The 23930-nt window shown below is 72.2% G+C and carries 21 protein-coding genes; 8 read left to right on the forward strand and 13 right to left on the reverse strand.

Translation table 11 applies throughout. The features are described from left to right. Nucleotides 1-64 precede the first annotated feature (64 nt). The 3 genes from guaB1 (at nucleotide 65) to IFT79_RS06480 (ending at nucleotide 4147) form a co-directional block, all read left to right on the forward strand. The gene (guaB1, locus tag IFT79_RS06470) at nucleotides 65-1501 is read left to right on the forward strand and encodes a GMP reductase (protein WP_192123319.1); all 1437 of its coding nucleotides are present in this window, start codon (nucleotides 65-67) and stop codon (nucleotides 1499-1501) included. A gap of 157 nt (nucleotides 1502-1658) precedes the next feature. Further along, nucleotides 1659-3110, forward strand: coding sequence for a hemolysin family protein (locus tag IFT79_RS06475; RefSeq protein WP_082460269.1), 1452 nt, complete (start codon nucleotides 1659-1661; stop codon nucleotides 3108-3110). Next, entirely contained in the window at nucleotides 3107-4147 is a 1041-nt protein-coding gene (locus IFT79_RS06480; RefSeq protein ID WP_056046041.1) for a hemolysin family protein, read from the forward strand. Before IFT79_RS06475 ends, IFT79_RS06480 begins: the two co-directional genes overlap by 4 nt. Before the next feature lie 124 nt (nucleotides 4148-4271). On the opposite strand, the gene IFT79_RS06485 is transcribed toward IFT79_RS06480, so the two are convergent. Then, nucleotides 4272-5417 carry an NADH:flavin oxidoreductase/NADH oxidase gene (locus tag IFT79_RS06485; RefSeq protein ID WP_192123321.1) on the reverse strand — a complete coding sequence of 382 codons (1146 nt, stop codon included), beginning with the start codon at nucleotides 5415-5417 and terminating at the stop codon, nucleotides 4272-4274. Continuing rightward, nucleotides 5414-6049, reverse strand: a complete 636-nt coding sequence (locus IFT79_RS06490; protein ID WP_123570291.1) for an HAD family hydrolase — start codon at nucleotides 6047-6049, stop codon at nucleotides 5414-5416. Before IFT79_RS06490 ends, IFT79_RS06485 begins: the two co-directional genes overlap by 4 nt. 68 nt (nucleotides 6050-6117) lie before the next feature. Here IFT79_RS06490 and IFT79_RS06495 point away from each other — a divergent pair, with 68 nt between their 5' ends. Continuing rightward, nucleotides 6118-6951, forward strand: a complete 834-nt coding sequence (locus IFT79_RS06495; protein ID WP_192123323.1) for an NAD(P)H-hydrate dehydratase — start codon at nucleotides 6118-6120, stop codon at nucleotides 6949-6951. Nucleotides 6952-7056: 105 nt separating this feature from the next. Here IFT79_RS06495 and IFT79_RS06500 read toward each other — a convergent pair whose 3' ends face one another. The 4 genes from IFT79_RS06500 to IFT79_RS06515 form a co-directional block, all read right to left on the reverse strand. Continuing rightward, entirely contained in the window at nucleotides 7057-7749 is a 693-nt protein-coding gene (locus IFT79_RS06500) for a YceI family protein (protein WP_192123325.1), read from the reverse strand. Nucleotides 7750-7950: 201 nt separating this feature from the next. After that, complete coding sequence (locus IFT79_RS06505) at nucleotides 7951-8754, reverse strand: amino acid ABC transporter ATP-binding protein (protein ID WP_192123327.1); 804 nt, start codon at nucleotides 8752-8754, stop codon at nucleotides 7951-7953. Beyond that, entirely contained in the window at nucleotides 8751-9593 is an 843-nt protein-coding gene (locus tag IFT79_RS06510) for an amino acid ABC transporter permease (protein WP_056046032.1), read from the reverse strand. The genes IFT79_RS06505 and IFT79_RS06510 overlap by 4 nt, the downstream gene beginning before the upstream one ends. Nucleotides 9594-9619: 26 nt before the next feature. Further along, nucleotides 9620-10450, reverse strand: coding sequence for an ABC transporter substrate-binding protein (locus IFT79_RS06515; protein WP_192123329.1), 831 nt, complete (start codon nucleotides 10448-10450; stop codon nucleotides 9620-9622). A gap of 79 nt (nucleotides 10451-10529) precedes the next feature. On the opposite strand from IFT79_RS06515, the gene IFT79_RS06520 reads away from it, so the two are divergent. Then, nucleotides 10530-11861 carry a glycosyltransferase 87 family protein gene (locus IFT79_RS06520; RefSeq protein ID WP_192123331.1) on the forward strand — a complete coding sequence of 444 codons (1332 nt, stop codon included), beginning with the start codon at nucleotides 10530-10532 and terminating at the stop codon, nucleotides 11859-11861. Next, nucleotides 11858-12187 carry a thiamine-binding protein gene (locus IFT79_RS06525; RefSeq protein WP_056046030.1) on the forward strand — a complete coding sequence of 110 codons (330 nt, stop codon included), beginning with the start codon at nucleotides 11858-11860 and terminating at the stop codon, nucleotides 12185-12187. The genes IFT79_RS06520 and IFT79_RS06525 overlap by 4 nt, the downstream gene beginning before the upstream one ends. Nucleotides 12188-12249: 62 nt before the next feature. Here IFT79_RS06525 and IFT79_RS16655 read toward each other — a convergent pair whose 3' ends face one another. Further along, on the reverse strand, nucleotides 12250-14130 hold the full coding sequence (locus tag IFT79_RS16655) for a cell wall-binding repeat-containing protein (protein ID WP_207116409.1): 1881 nt from the start codon (nucleotides 14128-14130) through the stop codon (nucleotides 12250-12252). A 432-nt stretch (nucleotides 14131-14562) separates the two neighbouring features. On the opposite strand from IFT79_RS16655, the gene IFT79_RS06535 reads away from it, so the two are divergent. Next, nucleotides 14563-15813, forward strand: coding sequence for an MFS transporter (locus tag IFT79_RS06535; protein ID WP_236556851.1), 1251 nt, complete (start codon nucleotides 14563-14565; stop codon nucleotides 15811-15813). Between the two features lie 155 nt (nucleotides 15814-15968). Here IFT79_RS06535 and IFT79_RS06540 read toward each other — a convergent pair whose 3' ends face one another. From IFT79_RS06540 to IFT79_RS06560, 5 genes are all read right to left on the reverse strand, one after another. Further along, nucleotides 15969-16646 (reverse strand): response regulator transcription factor, encoded by a 678-nt coding sequence (locus IFT79_RS06540; RefSeq protein WP_043593728.1) that lies wholly within the window; start codon nucleotides 16644-16646, stop codon nucleotides 15969-15971. A gap of 86 nt (nucleotides 16647-16732) precedes the next feature. Continuing rightward, the gene (locus IFT79_RS06545) at nucleotides 16733-17731 is read right to left on the reverse strand and encodes a hypothetical protein (protein ID WP_192123335.1); all 999 of its coding nucleotides are present in this window, start codon (nucleotides 17729-17731) and stop codon (nucleotides 16733-16735) included. 249 nt (nucleotides 17732-17980) lie between these two features. Beyond that, nucleotides 17981-19138, reverse strand: a complete 1158-nt coding sequence (locus tag IFT79_RS06550; protein WP_056046025.1) for a sensor histidine kinase — start codon at nucleotides 19136-19138, stop codon at nucleotides 17981-17983. Between the two features lie 175 nt (nucleotides 19139-19313). Beyond that, nucleotides 19314-20513 carry a homoserine O-acetyltransferase MetX gene (metX, locus tag IFT79_RS06555; protein WP_192123337.1) on the reverse strand — a complete coding sequence of 400 codons (1200 nt, stop codon included), beginning with the start codon at nucleotides 20511-20513 and terminating at the stop codon, nucleotides 19314-19316. A 102-nt stretch (nucleotides 20514-20615) separates the two neighbouring features. Then, nucleotides 20616-21947, reverse strand: a complete 1332-nt coding sequence (locus tag IFT79_RS06560; protein WP_159825286.1) for a bifunctional o-acetylhomoserine/o-acetylserine sulfhydrylase — start codon at nucleotides 21945-21947, stop codon at nucleotides 20616-20618. A gap of 184 nt (nucleotides 21948-22131) precedes the next feature. On the opposite strand from IFT79_RS06560, the gene IFT79_RS06565 reads away from it, so the two are divergent. Beyond that, a complete protein-coding gene (locus tag IFT79_RS06565; protein WP_233568346.1) occupies nucleotides 22132-22908 on the forward strand; it encodes an SDR family oxidoreductase in 777 nt (258 codons plus the stop codon). Here the strand turns inward: IFT79_RS06565 and IFT79_RS06570 are convergent. Then, the gene (locus IFT79_RS06570; RefSeq protein WP_192123341.1) at nucleotides 22895-23485 is read right to left on the reverse strand and encodes a hypothetical protein; all 591 of its coding nucleotides are present in this window, start codon (nucleotides 23483-23485) and stop codon (nucleotides 22895-22897) included. The two genes, IFT79_RS06565 and IFT79_RS06570, sit on opposite strands and share 14 nt — an antisense overlap. Nucleotides 23486-23930 lie beyond the last annotated feature (445 nt).

The raw sequence follows: 23930 nt of genomic DNA on the forward strand, positions 1-23930 counted from the left end.
CCACCACCTTAAGCGCAAACGGCCGGTCCTCGGCGGGACGACTCACAGGGATTACCGTGGACCCATGCGGTTCTACGAGACGACCCCCACGCACGATCTGACCTACTCCGACGTGTTCCTCGTCCCGAGCCGGTCGTCGATCACCAGCAGGCTCGACGTGTCCCTCTCCCCGGGCGACGGCACCGGTGCCACGATCCCGATCGTGTCGGCCAACATGAACTCGGTCACGGGCCCGCGCCTGGCGGCGACGCTGGCGCGTCGGGGCGGCCTCGGTGTCCTGCCGCAGGACATGCACCTGCAAGACCTCGACGCCGCGATCCGTTGGGTCAAGGACCAGCCCGTCGACTACGACACGCCCTACTCGCTCGACGCGGGGCAGACCGTCGAGCAGGCGCTGTCCGTAGTCCCGGCCGTCGAGGGCCACGGCATCGTCCTGCACGACGGCACGGGGGCGTACCTCGGCTGCATCGCCACCTCGCGCCTGGCCACGGCCCCGCGGGACGCGGTGCTCGGCGACCTGCTGCACGGCGCCCTGACCTCGCTCGACGCGGACGACGTCGACAGCCCCCGAGACGCGTTCGACCGCATGGTCGCGGCCGACATCCACTTCGCGCCCGTGCTGCGGCACGGTCGGGTCGTCGGCACGGTGAGCCGCAAGAGCGCGCTGCGGTCGACGATCTACCAGCCCGCGGTCGACGCCGACGGTCGGCTGCGCGTCGCCGCGGCGGTCGGCATCAACGGCGACGTCGCCGGCAAGGCGAGGGCACTCGCCGCCGCGGGCGTCGACGTGCTCGTGATCGACACGGCCCACGGCGACCAGGACGGCATGATCCGGGCCGTCAAGGCGGTCTCGGCCCTCGGCCTGGGCCTGCCGATCGTCGCCGGCAACGTGGTCACCGAGGAGGCCGTCCGCCACCTCGTCGCGGCCGGCGCCTCGATCGTCAAGGTCGGCGTCGGGCCGGGCGCCATGTGCACCACCCGCATGATGACGGCCGTCGGCCGTCCCCAGTTCTCGGCCGTGCTCGAGACGGCCGCCACCGCCCGTTCCCTCGGCGCGCACGTCTGGGCCGACGGCGGGGTGCGCTACCCCCGCGACGTCGCGCTCGCCCTCGCGGCGGGTGCGTCGTCGGTGATGATCGGATCGTGGTTCGCCGGCACCATCGAAGCGCCGGGTGAGCTGGCGAGCGACGAGCGCGGCCTCTACAAAGAGAGCTGGGGCATGGCCTCGACCAAGGCCGTGCGCGGTCGCTTCGAGTGCCTCGACCCCTACGAACTGGCCCGCAAGACGCTCTTCGCCGAGGGCATCTCGTCGTCGAAGATCTACCTCGACCCGCTGCGTCCCGGAGTCGAGGACCTCCTCGACATGATCACCTCGGGCGTCCGCAGCTCGTTCACCTACGCGGGGGCTCGGTCGGTCCCCGAGTTCGCCGAGCGAGCGCTCGTCGGCGTCCAGTCGGCGGCGGGCTACGAAGAGGGCAAGGCGCTCCCCGTCAGCTGGTGAGACGGGGCCGAGGTCGCGCGACGGAAAGGGTGCACGTGCCGTAAGATCTCCCGTCTATGGATGACCCTCCGTCTCAGACGACCGCACCCACGCACCATCGCACGCCGCGCCTCCTGACCTCGGGCGCCATGCCCTCCGAGCGGGGTGACGGAACCCGGTGAACGAGTGGATACTGCTCGCCTTCGGCCTGCTGCTCACCGTGGGCACCGGACTCTTCGTCGCCAGCGAGTTCTCGTTGGTGAACCTCGACCGGTCCGACCTCGAGGCCCGTCAGTCCCGAGGTGAGAAGGGGCTCGCCCCGACCATCGGGGCGCTGCGCATCACGTCGACGCACCTGTCGAGCGCCCAGCTCGGCATCACGCTCACGACCCTCCTGACCGGCTACACGATGGAGCCCGCGATCTCGCGCCTCCTGTCGCCGCCGCTCACCGCGGTCGGCGTGCCCGAGGGGGTCGTCGCGGTCGGTGCCCCGATCGTCTCGATCGTCGTCGCGACCCTGCTGTCGATGATCATCGGCGAGCTCGTGCCCAAGAACTTCGCCCTGGCCCTGCCGCTGAAGACGGCGAAGCTGGTCATCCCGTTCCAGGTCTTGTTCACCACGGTGTTCAAGCCCGCGGTCGCCCTGCTCAACAACACGGCCAACGCCGTGCTGCGCGCCATGGGCATCGAACCGAAAGAAGAGCTGTCGGGCGCCCGGACGGCTGAAGAGCTGTCGTCGCTGGTGCGACGCTCGGCCACGGAGGGCAGCCTCGACCGTGACACGGCGACCCTGCTCGCCCGCACGCTCGTGTTCAGCGACCACACCGCGTCCGACGTCATGACCCCGCGGCCCCGGCTCTCGACCGTCGCGCGCGGCGACTCGGCCGAGACCGTCCTCGAACTGGCGCGACGCACCGGCTACTCGCGGTTCCCGGTGACCGACGACGGCATCGACGACGTCGTGGGCCTGGTCCACGTCAAGCAGGCCGTCTCGGTGCCGCGCGAGAAGCGGGCCGACGTGCCCGTGTCCGCCTTGCTGACCGATGCCGTCCGCGTCCCCGAGACGATGACCCTCGACAACCTGCTGGGCGAGGTGCGGGGTCGCGGCTACCAGATGGCCGTCGTCGTCGACGAGTACGGCGGCACCGCCGGTGTCGTCACCCTCGAGGACCTCATCGAGGAGCTCGTCGGCGAGGTCAGCGACGAACACGACCGCAGCCGGGTCGACGTCGTCCGGTCGCGCAACTGGCTGACCTTCCCCGGTCTGCTGCGTCCCGACGAGCTGCTCGAGCGCGCCTCGGTCAAGGTGCCGGAGGACGGCCCCTACGAGACCGTCGGCGGCTGGCTGATGAGCGAGCTGGGCCGCCTGCCCAAGGTCGGCGACGTCGTCGAGACCGACGACGGCGCGTTCCGCGTCGAACGGCTCGACGGGCGGCGCATCGATCGCATCCGCTTCACGCCCACGCCCGACGACGTGGTCGAGGCCACGGCGACCGAGCCGGGCCGCCGCGACGGGCGTGACGAGCGCGACCGGTCGGGCCGACGCGACCCGAAGGTGCTGCCCGAGAAGGTGCGCACGGGCGTCGAGGACGACCGTCGCGCGGTCCGCACGAGAGAGGTGACCCGATGAGCAGCGACTGGTGGGGCATCGTCTGGCTCGTCGTGTTGTTGGCCGGCAACGCGTTCTTCGTGGCCGCCGAGTTCGCCGTCATCTCGGCTCGTCGTTCGCAGATCGAGCCCAAGGCCGAGGCCGGCAGTCGCGCGGCGAAGACCACGCTGTGGGCCATGGAACACGCGACGATGATGCTCGCGACGACGCAGCTCGGCATCACCATCTGCTCGCTGCTGATTCTCAACGTGTCCGAGCCGTCGATCCACCACCTGCTCGAGGGGCCGCTCGCCTGGACCGGGCTCAGCCCCGAGCTGGTCAGCGTCGTCGGCTTCGTCATCACGCTCGTGCTCGTGTCGTTCCTGCACGTCGTGTTCGGCGAGATGGTGCCGAAGAACATCTCGTTCTCGCTCCCGGACCGTGCCGCCCTCCTGCTGGCCCCGCCGCTCGTGGCGATCGCGCGCGTGCTGCACGTGGTCGTTCTGGCCCTCAACCACTCGGCCAACGCCGTGCTGCGGGCCTTCAAGGTGGAGCCGAAGGACGAGGCGACCAGCGCCTACACGGTCGACGAGGTCGCGACGATCGTCGCCCAGTCGCAGCGCGAGGGCATGATCACCGACGCGACCGGCACGGTGCGCGCGGCGTTCGAGTTCACCGAGAAGACCGTCGCGCAGACGGCCGTCCCGATGGCCGAGCTCGTCACCCTGCCCGAGGACGCCACGCCGCACGACGTCGAGCGGGCGGTCGCCCAACGCGGCTTCTCGCGGTACGTGCTGGTCGACGACGGCGGCGACCCCACGGGGTACCTGCACCTCAAGGACGTCATCGACCTCGACGAGGACGAGTTCGCCGACCCGGTGCCGCCGAAGCGCATCCGTCAGCTGATCTCGATCTTCCAGGGGACCGAGCTCGAGGACGCCCTGGCGACCATGCGCCGCAGCGGCGTCCACGTCGCCCGCTCGTTCGACGAGACCGGTGCCACGCGCGGCGTGCTGTTCCTCGAGGACATCCTCGAAGAGCTGATCGGCGAGGTCCAGGACGCGACCCGGCGTCGCTGAGCGAGCCCGCGCAGACGACACGACCCGCGCCTCCTGACCCCGAGGGGTGAGGAGGCGCGGGTCGCGTCGTCCGGGACCGTCACGGTCCCGGGCGGCCGGCCGTGCTGGGCCGGCCGCGCCCGGTTCAGTGCGCGCGGAAGGGCGCCCGCTGGTACTGCGGCGGCGTGTAGTCGAGCTCGATCCCGAGCTCGGCCGCGGCGCGGAGCGGGAAGTGCGGGTCGCGCAGGAACTCGCGCGCCATCAGCACGACGTCGGCCTGGCCACTGGCCACGACCTCGTTCGCCTGCTCGGCGCCGACGATGAGGCCGACGGCGCCGGTCTCGACGCGCCCCTGCGTCCGGACGTGCTCGGCGAAGCGCACCTGGTAGCCGAGGCCCACGGGGATGCTCACGCCGGCGACGAGGCCGCCGGTCGAGATGTCGAACAGGTCGGCGCCGGCCTCGTGCGCCCAGGCCGCGACGGTGGCGGTGTCGTCCTCGTCCCAGCCGCCGTCGGCCCAGTCGGTGGCCGAGAAACGGACGAGCAACGGGTACTCGTCGCCGACCTCGGCCCGGACGGCCGCGACGACCTCGAGCAGGAAGCGCGCACGGTTCTCGAGCGACCCGCCGTACTGGTCGTCGCGCGAGTTGCTCAGCGGCGAGAGGAACTGGTGCAGCAGGTAGCCGTGGGCGGCGTGCAGTTCGATCAGTTCGAAGCCGGCGTCGATCGAGCGGCGCGCGGCGACGCGGAACGCCTCGACGAGGTCGCTCACCGCCTCGGTGGTCAACGCGACGGGCTCGTCGTAGCCCTCGAAGGCGACGGCCGACGGGGCGACGGTGGTCCAGCCGCCCTGGTCGGCGGGGACGGTGCCCTGCGTCTCGCTCCACGGGCGGAAGGTCGAGGCCTTGCGGCCGGCGTGCGCGAGCTGGACGCCGGGCACGGAACCCTGCGAGCGGATGAAGGCCGTGATCGGGCGGAACGCCTCGACCTGGGCGTCGTTCCAGAGACCGAGGTCCTGCGGCGAGATGCGACCCTCGGGCGTGACCGACGTGGCCTCGGCGATGACCGCACCCGCGCCTCCCCGGGCGAGCGAACCCAGGTGGACGAGATGCCAGTCGGTGGGGACGCCGTCCTCGAGCTCGGCCGAGTACTGGCACATCGGAGCGACCCAGAGGCGGTTGCGGAAGGCCTGGCCGCGCAGGGTGATGGGGTCGAAGAGGCCGACGGGGGAGTCGGAGGGGGTCGTGGGGGCGGGTGCCGTCTGTGCTGCGTTCGTCACGAGTGTGGTCATCGCCTTTCGGTGGGGAGGGTCGCGAGCCCCTCGACGAAGCGTCGGAGCGGCTCGGGCCCGGTGAACAGGTGCCCGATGATCCCGAGCGCCTGGGCGGCCTCGACGTTGTCGGACCTGTTGTCGATGAACACCGTGTCGGCGGCCGTTGTTCCGAGTTCGGCGAGGACGTGCTCGAAGATCGTGGCCGACGGCTTGAGGTCGTCGAGTTCGGCGCTGACGAAGACCTGCTCGAACAGCTCGCCGAGGGGCGAGTGGCGGAACGGCGACGCGAAGTCGAGACCGGCGTTCGAGAGGATCGCCAGTCGCGTGCCGCCGTCGGCCAGGTCGGCGATCACCTCGAGCGTGCCGGGCTCGGGCACGAACCACGACGGGAAGTCGGCGGCCCAGAGCTCGTGCACGCGGGTGCGGGTCCAGTCGGCGCCGGTGTCGGCCGCGATGGCGCGCCAGTACGCCCCGGCGCTCAGCGTGCCTCGGTCGAGGGCGTGGCGGTGGCGGCCGTAGCTGGGCCAGAGCACGTCCGGGTCGACGCCCGCGAGCTCTTCGAGGCGGCGGCGCGACGCGTCGTCGGGGAACCGCGCGATCACCTCGCCGTAGTCGAAGACGACGGTGCGGCCGGGGAGTGAGATGCTCATCGACCCACCGTATCGGCGGGCGCGGGTCGGGCGGGGCCGGGCGGGGCTCGGCCGACTACCGTCGGGGCGTGACCTCCGACACCCGCTTCACCGACTGGACCCCCTCCGACGCCGCCGCCCAGATCGCCGTGCCGGCCGTCGACGACGACAAGTACAGCCGAGGCGTGCTCGGCGTCGTGACCGGCTCGAGCGCCTACCCGGGCGCCGCCGTGCTCGGCGTCGAGGCCGCGTTGCACACCGGCGTCGGCATGCTGCGGTACCTGGGCCCCGCCCGCGCCTCCGACTTCGTGCTGCACCGTCGGCCCGAGGCCGTGACGAGCCCGGGTCGCGTGCAGGCGTGGTTGCTCGGCTCGGGCGTGGACCCGGACCACCTCGACGACGAGACGCGCGACGGCTTCGCGACCGGCGCCTCCTCGGGGCTGCCGCTCGTGCTCGACGCCGGAGCGCTGTCGCTCCGCGAGCAGGCCACCGGGCCGGTGGTGCTGACGCCGCACTTCCGCGAGCTGGCGAAGGCTTCGGGCCGCGAGGTCGCCGACGTGGCCGCCGATCCGGCCGGTGCCGCCGAGCGCGCGGCGGAGGAGTGGGGCTGCACGGTGCTCGTCAAGGGGCACCGCACGTACGTCGCCTCGCCCGGCGGCACGCGCCTCGTCGCGGCCAGCGCGCCGACGTGGCTGGCCACCGCCGGCGCGGGCGACGCACTCGGGGGAGTCCTGGGGGCCCTGGTCGCGACGCACGCCGACGAGATCGCCCGGGACGAGGAGGCGCTGGCCCGGTCGGCCGCGACCGCTGCGGTGCTCCACGGCCTCGCGGCCTCCCGGGCGGGTGCTGGCGGACCGTTCACGGTGCTCGGCCTGGTCGACGCCCTGCCCGCCACGATCGCGGAGCTGTTGCGCCGGGGCTGAGCCGGGCCCAGGCGCACGGCACCACGAGTTGAGCGTCGCACCGCCGACATCGGCGGTGCGACGCTCAGGTCGTGGTGCGGCGCTCGACGCGCGAGCGCCCGGGACTCAGGAGGCGGGGGTCGCCGCCACGAGGAACTCGACCGTTCCCTGGTCTTCGACCTTGACGAAGCCGAGGCTCGGCGCGTCGACGCCGTAGTCCGAGAAGGTCACCGGGATCGACCCGCTCACCTGGACGCCGTCGCCCGACAGGGCCGCCTGCAGGGGCACCGTGACGGTCTTCGTGACGCCGTGCATGGTCAGCTCGCCGGTCGCGTCCACCTTGGCCACGTCACCGTCGGAGGGGACGGCCGCCTCGATCGGCTGGGTCAGCGTGAACGTGGCCGTGGGGTACTGGTTCACCTGCATGGCGGTGCCCCGGAAGTAGTCGTCACGGTTGCCGCTGTCGGTCGCGATCGAGGCGACGTCGACGTCGATGGTGGCGGCCGAGATGGTCGTCCCGTCGACGGTGATCGTGCCGGAGACCTGGTCGGTCTTGCCGACGACGGTGACGTCGGTGCCGTTCAACACCTCGTCGACGCGGTAGCCGGCCGTGCTGCCGTCACCGATGCTCCAGTCGCCCGCGAGCTGGTTGGGGTCGAGCGTGCTCGACCCGGGGGTGAGGGAGGCGGTGGGCGCGGCCTCGGGTTCGCCGACGATCACGTCGCGGTAGAAGGCCGGCCCGGCGAAGGCCGCGGTGGCCCCCAGGACGACGACGACGGCTGCGGCGACGCCGAGCCCGATCTTGGTCTTCTTCTTCATGGTCTTCGTCCTTCGGAGGGGTCGGCGTGACGCGCGGCGAGTCCACGGGGCTGAACCGATGGTGACGCGTCTCCTTCGCAAGAACCTGGGAGGCGCAGGTGAAGACGGTGGGCGCCCGGGGCGGGCCGAGGGCGACCGGGCAGGGCCCAGGCCCGGCCCTGGCCCGGGGCGGGTGCCGGTGCCGGCGCCGGGCGATCCGGGTCAGTGAGCGGTGAACCGCGTGAGGAACTCCTGGGTGCGCACCTCGCGGGGGGCCGTGAAGAGCTGCGCGGGCGGACCCTGCTCGGCGATCCGGCCCCGGTCGAGGAAGACGACCCGGTCGGCGACGTCGCGGGCGAAGGCCATCTCGTGCGTCGCCATGAGGATCGTCGTGCCGACCTCCTTCAGCGTGCGCACGAGGTCGAGCACCTCGCCCACCAGCTCGGGGTCGAGGGCGCTCGTGATCTCGTCGAGCAGCAGCACGGCGGGTCGCGGGGCCAGGGCCCGGGCGATGGCGACCCGCTGCTGCTGTCCGCCCGAGAGGCGGTCGGGGTAGGCACCGGCCTTGTCGCCGAGACCCACGCGCGTGAGGACCTCGAGGGCGCGCTCGTTCGCCGCGGCCTTGGGCTGGCGCAGCACGTGGCGACTGGCCAGGGCGACGTTGTCGAGCACGGTCAGGTGCGGGAAGAGGTTGAAGTGCTGGAAGACGACGCCGATGCGGGCCCGGACGGCGTCGACGCGCACCCGGGGGTCGGTGATGTCGTCGTCGCCGAGCACGATGCGTCCGTCGTCGATCTGCTCGAGCAGGTTCACGGTGCGGAGCAGCGTCGACTTGCCCGAGCCGCTGGCGCCGATCAGCGCCACGACCTCGTCCCGCGCGACGTCCAGGTCGATGCCGTCGAGCACGACCGTGTCGCCGAAGGACTTGCGGACCCCTTCGAGGCGCAGCACCGTCTCGGGGCCGAGGGCTGCGGGGGTGACGGGCACCGCGCCTCCTGGGGTGGGGTCGGGGGTGGAGATGCTCATACGACGCTGCCCGCCTGTTCGCGACGACGGAGGCGCGCCGACAGCCAGTCGGTCAGCCAGATGGTCGGCAGGGCCAGCAGCACGAACAACAGCCCGGCCAGCACGTAGGGCGTGAAGTTCGCCGCGGTCGCGGTCTCGATCTGGGCGGCGCGGACGGCGTCGACCGCTCCGAGCACAGAGATGAGACCGACGTCTTTCTGCATCGAGACGAAGTCGTTCATGAGGGCGGGCGTGACCTTGCGCAGTGCCTGCGGGAACACGACGAGGCGAAGGGTCTTGGCGTGGCTGAGGCCGAGCGACCGGGCCGCGAGGCGCTGCGACGGGTGGACGGCGTCGATGCCGGCGCGGATGACCTCGGACACGTAGGCCGAGTAGGTGAGGACCAGCGCGATCGTGCCCCAGAACTCGGCGGGCAGGCGTGGGATGCCGAGCCCGAGGCCCGGCACGCCGAAACCGACGAGGTAGAGCACGATGATCAGCGGCATGCCGCGGAACAGGTCGGTGTAGCCCCGCACCAGCGCCCGGACGGGGAAGAAGACCGGACCCCGCAGGGTGCGCAGTGCCGACAGGACGGTGCTGACGACGGCCACGCCGACGGCGGCGACCAGCAGGACCCGCACGTTCAGCCAGAGGCCCTCGATCACGCGGGGCCAGGCCGACGCGAAGGTGGCCCCGTCGAGGAAGCTGAACTGCACTCGGGACCAGCCGGGCGTGCTGGTGACCGCCCACCACGCGAGGGCGGCGAAGGCGACCGTGCTGACGGCGGCGATCACCACGGAGCGGGTCGACTGTCGTCGACGGAACGCGCGCCGGTCGAGTTCGAGGTCGCTGACGGCCACCGGGCCGGCCGCGACCGTGCGAGGCGCTACGACAGCTCTTTCACGTCGTAGTCGGCCAGCCACTGCTTCTGCAGCTCGGCGAGCGTGCCGTCGGCCCGGAGGTCGTCGACGGCCTTCGTGACGTCGGCGGTCAACGAGCTGCCGAGCGGCAGGACGATGCCGAGCTGGTCGCTCGCCCCGTCGGTGGCGGGCAGCTGGCCGAGCACGACGCCGCCCTCGACGAAGTACGTGGCCGTGGGGACGTCGAGCACGATGGCGTCGACCTGGCCGGCCTCGAGGGCCGCCTTGGCGTCGTCGTTCGAGTTGTAGGCCTGGACGCCGCCCTCGGGGTCGATGGCGTCCTCGGCGGCGGTGAAGCTCGTCGTGCCGCTCTGGGCGCCGATGGCGAGGCCCTTCAGGTCGGCGATCGAGGTGGCGTCGGCCGCGGAGGTGCCGGGCAGGGTGACGACCGCCTGGCGCGTCTCGTAGTAGGCGGGCGAGAAGTCGACGGCCTTCTTGCGCTGGTCGGTGATCGAGAACTGCTGCAGGTTGAGGTCGAAGGTCTTCGGCCCGGGGGCGATGGCCTCGTCGAACGTGGTCCGCACCCAGACCACGTCGGAGTCGTCGTAGCCCAACTTCTCGGCGACCGCGTAGGCGACGGCGGCCTCGTAGCCCTTGCCCGAGGTCGGATCGTCGTCCTCGACCCACGGGCCGTAGGCCGGTTCACCCGTCGAGACGGTGATCTTGCCGTCGGTGACCGGAGCGACGGCCGCCCCGCCGGCACCCGAGCCCCCGTCGGACGAGCAGGCGGCGAGCGACCCGGCCAGCACGAGGGCGGCGGCGGTCGCGACGAGTCGGAGGGAGGCGGGTCTGCGCATGAGAGGGATCGTAGCGGCGACCGCCGACGTCGGCCGACGCATGACGCCGGGCGTCGGGGCCGGCGGCTAGCCTGTGGGCATGCCGACCTCCGTGCCCCCCGCGTCGGCCACCCCCGGGGCACCGATCGTCCGCGCGGCGCGGAAGTCGGGCACCCGGCCCGTCGCCGACGGCCCGACGACGTTCGTCGACCGGGCGAGGTCGTTCGTGACGTCGCCGGTCGTGCTCGGCATCGCCTTCGTGCTCGTCCACGCCTGGCTCGTCCGGCTCAACCTCGTCGGCGGCAACCGCACCCTGGGCGACGTCGACGTCGTCTACCGCACCTGGATGCAGCAGGGCGTCGGCGGGGGCGACTGGGTGGGCGTCGACCGACCGTGGGTCTACCCGCTGCTCGCCGCGGTGCCGATGCTGCTCGCCCGCCTGGGGGGCGACTCCGGGTACGGGGCCGTGTGGCTCGTGCTGGTGTCCCTGCTGAACGCCGGCGCCTTCGTCGTGCTCGTGGCGCGGCGGCGTGCCGGGTCCGTGGTCGCCGCCTGGTGGTGGCTGGCGTTCCTCGTCGCCCTCGGGCCGATCGCCCTCGGCCGCATCGACGCCGTCACGGTCTCGATCGCGCTGGTGGGACTGTTGCTCGTCTCGACGCGGCCCTCGGCGGCGTCCGCCCTGCTCACGATCGCGGCCTGGGTCAAGGTCTGGCCCGCCGCTCTCGTGGTGGTCGCCGTCCTCGCCCTGCGTCGTCGGGTCGAGGTCGTCGTGGCGGCGGCGGTGACGAGTGCGGTCGTGGTGTCCGTCTCGCTCGTGCTCGGCAGCGGGTGGAACGTCTTCGGCTTCATCGGCCAGCAGGCCGGTCGCGGTCTCCAGGTCGAGTCGCCCGCAGCCGTGCTCTGGCTCTGGCGCGCGGCCGCGGGGGTGCCCGGCACCTTCGTCTACTACGACCGCGAGATCCTGACGTACCAGATCGCCGGCGACGGGGTCGGGTTCGCCGCGAAGGCGATGAGCCTCGTGATGGCCGCGGTCGTGCTCGGCATCGTGCTGCTGGGCTTGCGGGCCGTGCGCCGCGGGGTGACGGCCACGCGCCTCCTGGGTCCGTTGTCTCTCGCCGTCGTCGTCGCCCTGATCGTGACCAACAAGGTGGGTTCGCCGCAGTTCGTGGCCTGGCTCGCGGTGCCCGTCGTCGTCGGGCTCGTGCTCGCACGATCGGGCGGGCCGCGGTTCGTCGTGCCGGCGGTGGCGGCCGTGGTCGTCGCGGGGCTGACCCAGGTGGTCTACCCCCTCGAGTACGACGCCCTGCTCGCCGCGCGACCCGACCTGGTGGCCGTGGTCACCGTGCGGGCCGTGCTCGAGCTCGGACTGCTGGGGTGGACGGTCGTGACGCTCTGGCGCCTGCGGCCCGTACACGCGAGGATGGACGCATGATCGTCGCGTTCTCCGTCTCGCCCAGTGGTGCCGCCCCCGAGGGCGGGCCGTCCGCCGGCTCCGAGCCCGACTCCGTCCACTCGGCCGTGGCCGCCGCCGTCGCGGTCGTGCGGGCGTCCGGGCTGCCGAACCACACCTCGTCGATGTTCACCGAGATCGAGGGCGAGTGGGACGAGGTGATGGCCGTCGTCAAGGCCGCGACCGAGGCCGTCGGCGCCTTCGGCTCGCGCGTCTCCCTCGTGCTCAAGGCCGACATCCGGCCGGGACGCACCGGCGAACTGACCGGCAAGGTCGAACGACTCGAAGCCGCACTCGGCGACGCCTGACCGCATCACGCAGGGCCGGACCACCGTCGCGTCGGTCCGGCGTGGGGAACGGGACGCCGCCGTCAGCAGGCCGTGAGGGAGTCGACCCGCGACGAGAGGGCCTGCTGGCCTCCGAGCAGGACCACGTGCTCGGCCTGGAGGACGTCGAGGTCGTGCAGGATCGATGCCGGCACGCACGTGCCCGGCACGATGAACAGTGGCGACGAGGTCCGGGCTGCGAGGGCTGCGCCCGACAGCGCGTCGGGGTAGTTGACGCCGGTGGCGAGATAGACCGTGCCGGCTTCGTCGAACGCCCCGCGTGTGGTGTGGTGGGACACCTCGTAGCGATCGGCGCCGACGATCTGCCCGCCGCGGTCGGTGCCCGACAGGGACGTGGCGATGCCGGGGGACATGGCCCGCGGGCCTCCCACGCCGATGGCTGCAGGGCTGCCCAGATCGCCCCACAGCTCGCGCGTCGCGTCGTCGGCGCGTGCCGCCCGGCCGTCCACCATCACGAGCGGGGCGTCGGCCTCCGCAGCCGCGGCACCGGCCGAGAGGGCGTCCGCGAACCCCGAACCCGAGGCCAGGTACAGCACGCGGCCCGGTGAGGTGGCCGTGGTCGCGGCAGGGGCGTCGGACGAGACGAAGGCATAGCGCGCGATGGCTCGGGACGTCGCGTACCGATCGGCGCCGCCGATCCGCACCACCGTCGAGCGCGGACCGCTCGTCGGGGTGGCCACGACGCCGAGGGCCTTCTCGACGTCCGGCGAGATCGAGACGGGACCACCGACGACGACGACCGTCTTCGGTCGCAGGCGCTTCAGCTCGGCGGCGACGACGTCGGGAACGGTGGTCGGGGTGACCAACAGGAGGGGGGCGTCGAGATGCGCCGCGGCCGGTCCGGCCGACAGCGCATCGGGGAAGCCCAGCCCGTTGGCGACCACGACCGTGCCGCCGGTCTCGGTGAACCGCGAGGACATGGCCGCAGCGACGGCGAAGCGATCGGGGCCGGAGATGCGGGTGGTGGTCTGACGAAGGGGCGGGAGGAGGACCGTTCCCACCGAGCGCGTCTCACCGCTGGCGACACGGAAGCGCGTCGCGTCGTCGCGGTTCTCCACACCGGGTGCGTAGCGTGGCGCGACGGCGGGGGCGGAGTCGTCGGTGCGGTTCAGGGGGAGGCCCGTCAACCGCACGACGTAGTCACCCGCCGGCAGCCCGTGGAACGCGAACGTCCCCTTCCGGATCGCCGCCCCCGTCGCGAGGTACCAACGACCTCCCGAGTCGGTCGTCCACGCTTCTGCGCTGAAGCCGACGTCGAGGGGGTCGTCGAGGACCGGGGTCACCGAACCCGTCAGGACGGCCGACTTCTCGACCTGCAGGTCGAGTCCCGAGAGCCGGGCGTCCTTGGCCACGGTCACGATCGTCGCGTCGGATTCGGCCGCGGCGCCCCCGAACCACGACGTCGAGAGGTCCGGCGCGTCGGGTGAGGGCCTGACCGAGGCGCGGATGCGGTAGCGGCCGGGGTCGACCGCGACCGAGTAGGCGCCTCTCGAGTCGGTCAGGGCCGACGAATGGTCGCCGGTGTCGACGTTGACGACAGAGATGTCGGCGTTGCCGACGGCGGCGGAGTCGTCACGACCCCCGCCGAGCCACACACGCCCCGCCAGGGCCTCCTGGACGACCAGGCGGGCGTCGACGTCGGTGACGGTCTGGCCGTCGGCCACGTCGAACCAGCGGGCTCCGGTGAGATCGTGGGCTCCACCCCAGTACTGGCTCCGGCGCGTGTCACCGTCCTTGAACAGCACCGTGTAGCGACCGGCGGTCACGACCTCGAGGGTGTAGGCGCCCGTGGTGCGGTCGACGAACTGGGTCGAGCCCACCTCGGCTCCGTCGGGGCGGATCAACCGTGCCTCGGCGATGAAGTCGCTCCGCGCGGGATCGGTCCCCGTCAGGTGCCCGGTCACGTACCCCGTAGTCGCTGCGTGCGCCGGAGGGGGTACCGCCAGGCCGACCAGCGTGGAGACCAACACGAGCGCGACGACCGTCAGGGCCCCGACGAGGGTCCGCGTGGGAGGCCGGATCGGGTCGCCGGAGCCCCCGAGCCCTCGGTGGGTGGCGGCGGGGGAGGAGCCGGGTGTGGACATGCGAGAACCCATCGGGAAGGAACGGAACGCTCGAATCTAGCGGCACGGAGCGGCTCGACGCCAGATCGCTGGATGCGGGTGTTTCGCCGGACGGGTCGGAGTCCCGGCGGACGGTTGGCAACCGCCGGTCGAATCGATACGATCAGGAGGGAGGCGCGACGTGTCGCTCCTCCGCAGATGCCCTGCTCGATGACGAGCGAAGGTCGTTCCTCCCTTCTCCTCTGGCTCTTCTCGATCCGCAAAGGCCCGCTCGTGACCCACCTCTCCCGCCGTCGTCGCACGGCCGCCTTGATCGCCCTCGCCCTCGGCGGGTTCGGAATCGGCTCGACCGAGTTCGTGGCCATGGGCCTCCTGCCGAACATGGCGGGCGACCTGCTGCCCGATCTCTACTCGCGGTCGGCCGACGCCGGCATCGCCCAGGCCGGCTGGTTGATCAGCGCCTACGCCCTCGGCGTCGTCGTCGGGGCCCCGACCATCGCCGCGATGTCGTCGCACTTCCCGAAGAAGAAGCTGCTCCTGGCGCTCCTCGCCGCCTTCACGGTCGGCACGATCGCGTCGGCCCTGCTGCCGTCGTTCGGCTGGGTGCTGGCCGCACGCTTCGCCGCGGGTCTGCCGCACGGCGCGTACTTCGGCATCGCGTCCATCGTCGCCGCGTCGATCATGGGGCCGGGCAACCGGGGCAAGGGCGTCGCGCTCGTCCTCAGCGGCCTGACGATCGCGAACGTCATCGGCGTGCCCTCGATCACCTGGCTCGGCCAGCAAGCCGGGTGGCGCGTCGCCTACCTCGCCGTGGCCCTCATCTTCGCCCTGACCTTCGCCGCCGTCGCCCTCGCCGTGCCGCACCAGGACGGCGACGCGTCCGCCTCGATGAAGCGCGAGCTGCGGGCGTTCAAGCAGCCACAGGTGTGGCTCGTGATGGGCATCGGAGCCATCGGCTTCGGCGGGTTCTTCGCGGTCTACAGCTACATCGCCAACGCCGTGACCGAGGGCGCGGGCGTGTCCCAGGGCGTCGTGCCCTGGGTGCTCGTCACGGTCGGCGTCGGCATGACCATCGGGAACCTGCTCGGCGGTTGGCTGGCCGACCGGTCGCTCAAGCTCGCCATGTACCTCGGCTTCGTCGGCCTCATCGCCGCGCTCTCGGCATACGCGCTCACGTCGAGTTCGATCGTCGGCATCTTCGTCAGCACGTTCTTCGTCGGCCTCGTCGGCTCGAGCGTCGGTCCCTCGGTGCAGTCCCGCCTGATGGAGGTCGCGGGCGAGAGCCAGGTCATCGGAGCCGCCCTGAACCACTCGGCCATGAACCTCGGCAACAGCTTCGGCGCGTACCTCGGCGGCGCGGTCATCGCGGCGGGCCTCGGCTTCTCGGCACCCGGGTGGGTCGGCGTCGTGCTCGCCCTGGCCGGGGTCGTCCTGACCATGATCAGCTTCGGCATGCAGCGAGTCGACGACCGGCGCGGAGCGGCACGCGTCACGGCCGCCGAACGCGAGTCGGTCTCGGCCTAGCCTCCCTCGCCCCGCCGATGCGGGACGACGGGTCCCGAGGAGGCGCGGGTCGGGCAGACGACGAACGGCCCGGTTCCGAGGAGGCTCGGGTCACGCAGACGACGAACGGCCCGGCCCCTGAGGGGGTCGGGCCGTTCTCCGCGTGAGGCCGGGCGTCAGAAGCTGGTCTGGGCCGGCGTGTCGGTCTGGAGCAGGATGCCGTCCTGGATGGCGCGCTTCCGGAGGGCGACCTTGGTGCCCACGTCGTAGCCGGCGACGCGGTACTTCTCGCGGATGCGCTTGAGGTAGCTCTTGGCCGTCTCTTCGCTGATGCCGAGCTGGTAGGCGACGGCCTTGACCGGCTCGCCACCGCCGTAGAGAGCCATGACGCGGCGTTCCTGCGCGCTGAGCTTCGGCACACCACCCACCTCGGCGGCGTTGAGGGCCAGGTCGAGTTCGGCCGAGATGTACGACTCTCCCTTGGCGGCCGAGCGGATGGCCTCGACGATCATCTCGGCGTCCTCGCTCTTGACGAGGTACCCCAGGGCGCCGGCGGCGAGGGCCTCGCGCACCACGTTGGGCTCGGAGTAGGTGCTCATCAGCACGGTCTTGACGCCCGTCGTCTTGAGCGTGTTGATCTTGAGCGAGATCGGGATGTTGTCCTTCAGGTCGAGGTCGAGCAGGACGACGTCGACCGGGAACTCGGGGTGTGTGAGCAGCTCGGGCCAGGACGCGACGGCGGCGACCATCGAGATGTCGCTCGCGGCACCACGGATCCACTCGCTGAGGGCGCCCAGGAGCATCTTGTGGTCGTCTACGAGGGCGAGGCGGATGCGGTCGTCGTGGTCTGACACGTCGGGACCTTCTTTCAGGACGGAGTGGGGTTCATGCTACGGGCGGGGGTGGTGATGGGGCCGGGCCACGCGGGGTGCTCGGCGGGTCAGGCCTCGGCGGGGTTGTCGACGATGCAGTTGACCGAGATCTTGACGCTCGACTCGTGGGTCGAGACGACGTACTCACCGGCACGCTCGAGGGCGTTCCAGGTGGCGGGCGTGACGCGGTTGCGGCGGATGCCCGTGGTAGAGAGCACGACGGGCACGCAGACGCTGCGACCGGCGAAGGACTGGGACGCGGCGGTCACCGGGCCGAGGGTCAGCTGGATCGTCGTGCCCGGTGCGCGGCTCTTCGAGTCGCCGAGCAGCAACCAGACGCCCTGGAGCAGTCCGTCGCGCTGTGCCGGGGCGAGCAGGCCGGCGAGCGACGACGGGTCGACCAGCGCGACCGACCGGCCGAGGTACTCGGACTCGGTGACGGCGTGGTGCAGCCAGGTCTCGCGCCGGCCCTCGATGAGGTGCAGGCGCAGTTCGGTGGCGAGCGACGCGGCCTGCGACGCGACCTTGGGCGACAGGGGCAGGGGCACGTCGCCGTTCGCGACGCCGTCGAGCAGTTTCTCGGCCGCGAGGTCGAGTCGTGCCAGTTCGTCGCTGGCGAGCATGCCCACCGCGAATCGGGGCTGTGACACGTTGCTCTGCACGAGCACCCGGTCGAGTTCGACCTGCACCATGCGACGGAAGCGGTGCACGGCGAAGGTGGCGATGGCGCTCGGCAGGACGGCCAGGGCCACGACGGTGATCTGCTGCGGGCCCGAGTCGCTGGTCACGGGGGTCGAGAGGGCCACCATGACGACGAACGCCACGAAGAGCAGGGCGGTGGCCGTGACGACCTCCCGCACGGGCCTGAGGGTGACGATGGGCAGCAGGCCGAAGCCGACGGCGACGCTCGACGTGGCATAGGCGCCCACGTCGTGCAGCGGCCAGATGGCGACGAAGTCCAGCGTGACGACGACGGCCAGGACCACCCCGATCACGGCGAACACGCCCGTGGTCAGCCGCTCGCCCCGGACGGTCACGAGCACGGCCGTGCCGATGAAGGTCGCCACGTAGAGCAGCCATGAGATCAGGACGGGGGGCGACGTCGGGATAGGCCGAGAGGTGGCTGAGGAAGAAGGCGAGACCGTACACGGCCTGGAGCGCGGCGACCACGGCCGCACCGACGCCCAGGTACCCGGTGCCGAGGGTGGCACCGGCCGCACGGGCCTGGCGCAGCGAACGCGCTCCGGTCGAACTGATCGGCAGGCCGCGAGCGGCCCGGCGGCCCCGGACGATCCCGAAGGTGTTCTCGTCGACGCTCATCGCGGTGCCTCCAGGACGACGGTGGTGCCCGACCCGGGCGACGAGAACAGCCGGGCGCTGCCGCCGACCTCGTGCAGCCGGCCGACGACGGACTCCTTGAAGCCCAGGCGCTCTTCGCTGATGCCGGCAAGGTCGAACCCGACGCCCGCATCCGTGACCATGGCACGGACCATCGAGTCGTCGTGGATGATCGTGACGTGGGCCTCGGTCACGCCGGCGTGACGCCGCACGTTCTCGAGGCACTCCGCGAGGGCCAGCAGGAACGCGTCGAGCACGTGGGTGGGCAGCAGGACCTGGCCGGTGCCGTGCCAGCTCACCTCGAGGCCCATCCGGCCGAAGCGCTGCTTGACCGACTCGAGGGTCTGACCGAGCGGGGACTCCTCGACCGTCTCGAGGCTGTAGTCGCCCGACGCCTGCGGCTGCGGCGTGCCACCGAGACGGAGGTGGCGCAGCAGGCGTGCGTCCTCGGCCGCCTGGTCCTGGAGCGCCTGGGGCGTGACGCCGAACCCCGAGTGGGCGAGGAGGGTCAGCGTGGCCAGCACGGTGTCGTGCAGCAGGCGGGCGCCCTGCCGCCGCTGGGCCTCGGTCTCGCTGGCCTGACGTTCGGCCCGGTGGGCGTTGCCGATGCTGTAGATGCGGCGTGCCGCCAGGGGGACGGCCCGTCCGAGCCAGAGGCCCGTGACGAAGCAGGACACCCAGCCGAGCAGCACGGCCGCGACCGGGAAGGTGAACGGCGAGCCGGTCGCCAGGGCCACCAGGGTCAGTTCGACGACGAAGGCCACGACCGCCGTGGTCAGCCGTGGGCGACTGGACGAGAGCATGAGGCTGAAGGCGGCGGTCGCACCACCGGCCAGGGGGATGATCGCGGTGGCGAGCGGACCGTCGTCGGGGCCACCGGCGGGCAACAGGGCCACCACGGTCGCCGCGATGCCCGAGGCCAGCCCGACCGGGACCCAGACGCGGGCGCGCGGCCCGGTGACGAAGAGCAGCGACACGACGAGCAGAGCGGCGAGCGGGGCGATCGCCGCGAGGTGCAGGGGGTCGGTCACGCCGGGGATCGCCAGGGCCACGACCGAGACCGCCGCGCAGGCGAGCCCCAGGGTGCGGGTCGTGCTGCTGAGCAGACGATCGCGCTCTTGGGCGAAGATGTCCATGATTCGTGAGTGGCTTCCGACGGTGGCGTCACGGCTGCCGGGTGGCTGGCGACTCCTCATGTTTTCACACCCAGCCCCCTCTCAGGGGGTCGTGCACGGCCCGAAACGCGGATTGTCGGGGTAACGATCCGGTCGCGATGCGGAACTGTACCCCGTGGTGTCCACCGAACTGGGGTCAGTCGAGCAGACGGCGCAGCTGGGCGCCCACCGCGTCGCCTTCGATGAGGAATCCGTCGTGCCCGTAGGGGCTCTCGACCACGGCCACGCCGTCGCCGTCCAGGCCATGCCGCAGGTGTCGTGCGATGACCCGCTGGTCGGACACGGGGAAGAGCCGGTCGCTGTCGACGCCGAGCACCAGCGTCGGAGCCGTGATGCGGTTCAGCGCCGCCGCCACGCCGCCCCGGTCCCGCCCGACGTCGTGCGAGTTCATGGCACCGAGCAGGGTCACGTAGCTGCCCGCGTCGAAGCGGCGGGTGAACTTGTTGCCGTGGAAGTCGAGGTAGCTCTCGACCTGGAACCGTCCCGGACCGCCCAGCGGTGAGATCTCGCTCTGCCAGCTGCGACCGAAGCGGGCGTTCAGTTCGTCGGGCGAGCGGTAGTTGAGCAGGGCCATCCGCCGGGCGAGGGCGAGGCCGCGGTACGGGCCGTCGACCGCGTCGTAGTAGTCGCCGCCGTCGAAGGCGGCGTCCATCCGGATGGCCTCGTACTGCACCGTGTTCAGGGCGATCTGGTCGGCGCTCACGACCGGCGGCGCGGCCAGCACCGCGAGCCGGGCGACGCGCGAGGGGTGAGTGATCGCCCACTCGAGGGCGTGCATGCCGCCCATCGACCCGCCGACGACCGCGGCCCACCGCTCGATGCCGAGGTGGTCGGCCAACGCCGCCTGGGCGGCGACCTGGTCCCGGATCGTCAGGTGGGGGAACCTCGACCCCCACTCGACGGCGTCCGGAGCGAAGGACGAGGGGCCGGTGCTGCCCTGGCAGCCCCCGAGCACGTTCGGTGCGACGACGAACCAGCGGTCGGTGTCGATCGCGAGTCCCGGGCCGACGACGCCGTTCCACCAGCCCGCCGTGGGGTGGCCGGGGCCAGCCGCGCCGACGACGTGGCTGTCGCCGGTGAGGGCGTGCGAGACGAGCACGGCGTTGCTCCGCCCGGCGTCGAGTTCGCCCCAGGTCTCGACGGCGAGCCGCGGTCGGGGCAGCGTGACGCCGCTCTCGAGCACGAGGTCGTCCAGGGTCACGAACGACCGCCCGCCGGGGTCGTCGCCGTCGCGCCAGGCTCCGGTGACCGGCGGCCGGCCGAGCATCGCCAGGCGCGTGCGCTCGCTGATGACGCTCGACGGGACGGTGTCCTCGGGTGTGCTCTGCCAGTCCATGTGACGTCCATCCTGGACGAGCCGAGGAGGCGCGGTGCGTTTGTTACGCACACCGCGCCTCCTCGAGTCCACCGCGCAAGCCCCCACCGGCCGCCGCCCGTCCTAGCTGCTGCGGAGCGCCTCCCGGGTGACGGCGCGCGCCGCCGCGAAGCCCGCGTCGAGGTCGGCCTTCAGGTCGTCGACGTTCTCGAGGCCGACCGAGAGGCGGACGAGCCCCGGCGTGACGCCGGTCGTGAGCTGCTGCTCGGGGGTGAGCTGCGAGTGCGTCGTCGAGGCGGGGTGGATCACGAGGCTGCGCACGTCGCCGATGTTCGCGAGGTGGCTGAAGAGCTCGAGCGCGTCGACGAGCGCTCGGCCGGCGTCGACGCCTCCCTTGAGCTCGAAGGACAGCACGGCCCCGACGCCCTTGGGTGCGTACTTGTTCGCCGCCGCGTACCACGGGCTCGTCGGCAGGCCCGCGTAGTACACCGCGGCGACGTCGTCGCGGGCGTCGAGCCACTCCGCCACCTCTTGCGCGTTCTGGACGTGTCGCTCGATCCGCAGGCTGAGCGTCTCGATGCCCTGGATCAACGAGAAGGCCGTGTCCGGGCTGTTGGACGCCCCGAGGTCGCGCAGCAGCTGCACGCGCGCCTTGATGACGTAGGCGAGAGCGTCGCCGACGGCCTGCGTGTAGACGGCCCCGTGGTACGACGGGTCGGGCTGCGTCAGACCGGGGAAGCGCTCCGCGTGGGACGACCACGGGAAGGTCCCGCCGTCGACGATGAAGCCGCCGATGACGGTGCCGTGCCCGCCGAGGAACTTCGTCGCCGAGTGGACGACGATGTCGGCCCCGTGCTCGAGCGGCCTGATCAGGTACGGCGTCGCGATCGTGTTGTCCACGATCAGCGGGACGCCCTCGGCGTGTGCCACCCCGGACACCTTCTCGAGGTCGAGGATGTTGATCTTCGGGTTGCCGATCGTCTCGGCGAAGAACAGCTTCGTGTTCGGACGCACGGCGCGGCGCCACTCGTCGGCGTCGTCCTGGTTCTCGACGAACGTCGTCTCGATGCCGAGCTTCGCGAGCGTGTACTTGAAGAGGTTGTACGTGCCGCCGTAGATCGACGACGACGACACGATGTGGTCGCCCGCCTCGGCGATGTTCAGCACGGCGAAGGTCGACGCGGCCTGGCCCGACGACACCAGCAGGGCACCCGTCCCGCCCTCGAGCGCGGCGATGCGCTTCTCCACGACGTCGTGGGTGGGGTTCATGATGCGCGAGTAGATGTTGCCGTTCTCGGCGAGGGCGAAGAGGTCCTGCGCGTGTTGCGCGTCCCGGAAGACGTACGACGTCGTCTTGTAGATCGGCGTGGCGCGGGCATGGGTCGTCGGGTCGGGCTGGGCCCCGGCGTGGATCTGCTGCGTCTCGAACTTCCAGGCGGGCTGGGCGTCGGTCATGGTGTGCTCCTGCGGTCGGGGTGCGTGGGCCGGGGTCGTCGGCGGGGGTCTGCGGTGACAGCCACGGTACGGACCGTGCCCCCGACCGTCCACGATGCCGGACACGGGACGTAACGGGGCCGCTAGCGTGGGGCGGTGCGCCTGCAGCGGGCGCCGACCACGAACGAGGCAACAGGAGGCAGACGTGGCGAAGCGGGTCGTGGTGACGGGAGCGAGCTCGGGCATCGGAGCGGCGACGGTGCGGTCGTTCCGCTCCCGCGGCTGGGAGGTCCTGGCCGTCGCGCGACGCGAGGACCGCCTCCGGGCGCTCGCCGACGAGACGGGGGCGGCCTGGTTCCGGGCCGACCTCACCAGCGACGACGACGTGGCCGCCCTGCGGGCCCACGTCGAGGAGACCGGACCGTTGCACGCCCTGGTCAACAACGCGGGTGGGGCGTTCGGACTCGACAGCGTCGAGAACGGCTCGATCGACGACTGGCAGCGCATGTTCGACGTCAACGTCCTGGGCACCAAGCGCGCGGTCACCGCCTTGCTGCCGTCGCTCCGCCGCGGAGCCGAGGAGGCGCGGGGTGCCGACATCGTGACCGTCACGTCGATCGCCGGTCACGTCGCCTACGAGAACGGCGGTGGCTACAACGCCTCGAAGTTCGCCGAGCACGCCCTCGTGGCCGTGCTGCGGCTCGAGCTGGCCGGGGAGCCGATCCGGGTGATCGAGATCGCGCCGGGCATGGTGCACACCGAGGAGTTCTCGCTCGTGCGCTTCGGCGGCGACCAGGACCGCGCCGACGCGGTCTACCGCGACGTCGAGTCGCCGTTGACGGCTGACGACGTGGCCGAGTCGATCGTGCACTCGGTCGAGCTGCCGGCCCACGTCAACCTCGACCTGGTGACCATCAAGCCCGTGGCTCAGGCGGCGACGTACAAGGTGGCCAAGGGCGAGCTGAGGGTCAAGAAGGACTGACCGAGCCGGCCCCGCCGTCCGTGCGGCTCTCGCGCAGGGCCGCGAGGTCGCCCTCGACGAGGTCGCGCAGGCGCTCGTGGCGCCCGTCGTCGTAGTCGTCGGCCGGGCGCGCGGCCCAGCCGAGCCGGTCGACGACCGTCTGCCCGACGTCGTCCCACGCCCGCGACCGGGCGTCCGCGACGACCTCGGCCACGAAGTCGTCGTCCTCCCGGCGGGCGGCCAGCGCCCGGGCCACGCCCTTCGACGCGGCCTCGCGGAGCTTCAGGGCGTCGGCGTCCTCGGGACGGTAGTCGAACTGGTGACGGGACTGACCGTACGACCGCCCGGTCATCCGACGCAGTCTGCGGACGCGCACCGCGGCCGACGTCTGCTCGGCCGTCAGGCGGTCGATCTCGTCGCGGGTGACCCGCGTCGCGACGTCCTCGTCGAACGGGAGGCGCTCCTGCAGGGCACGGCGGATGATCTGGTTCGTGACGGCCACCACCAGGGCCGCCCGGACGATCAACAGGCCTTCGTCGACCGCGCGCTCGAGCGCCGTGCGTTCCGCGCGACGGCGCGTTCCCGGTCCGTGGGGCACTGGTCGACGTCCTCTCGTGGTGGCGGGTCAGGCCCCGACCCTACCGGCGCGCGGGGGAGCGACGACCGGGTGGGCGGACCGCGCGACGGGTGGGCGGACGACGCGTCACACGGGTCACCAGCGGGTGGTTCCGGCGGGGGACGACCCGCCCGGCGACCGGGGGGACGTCGCCGACGGTGCCCGCGCCTCCTGCCGTCCGGGGCCCGGAGGGCCGCAGAACCGCGCGGGACGGCGAGCCTCACCCGGGGGGAGCGGACGCGGACCGGCCCCCACCCGGCCCCCACCCGGCCGCCACCCGGACGTCACCCGGACGAGGCCCCCTCGAACGGGGGACCCCCTCGTTCTTCGTCTTCCCAGGAGGGACCCGTACCGTTGTGGAGGTCAGGACGTCCCGAACCCGAATCCGGGACGTGCCTCTGCCGTGGTCGCCCGAATCGACCGCCGG

This window comes from Frigoribacterium sp. CFBP 8759, assembly GCF_014841655.1.
Lineage (GTDB): Bacteria > Actinomycetota > Actinomycetes > Actinomycetales > Microbacteriaceae > Frigoribacterium.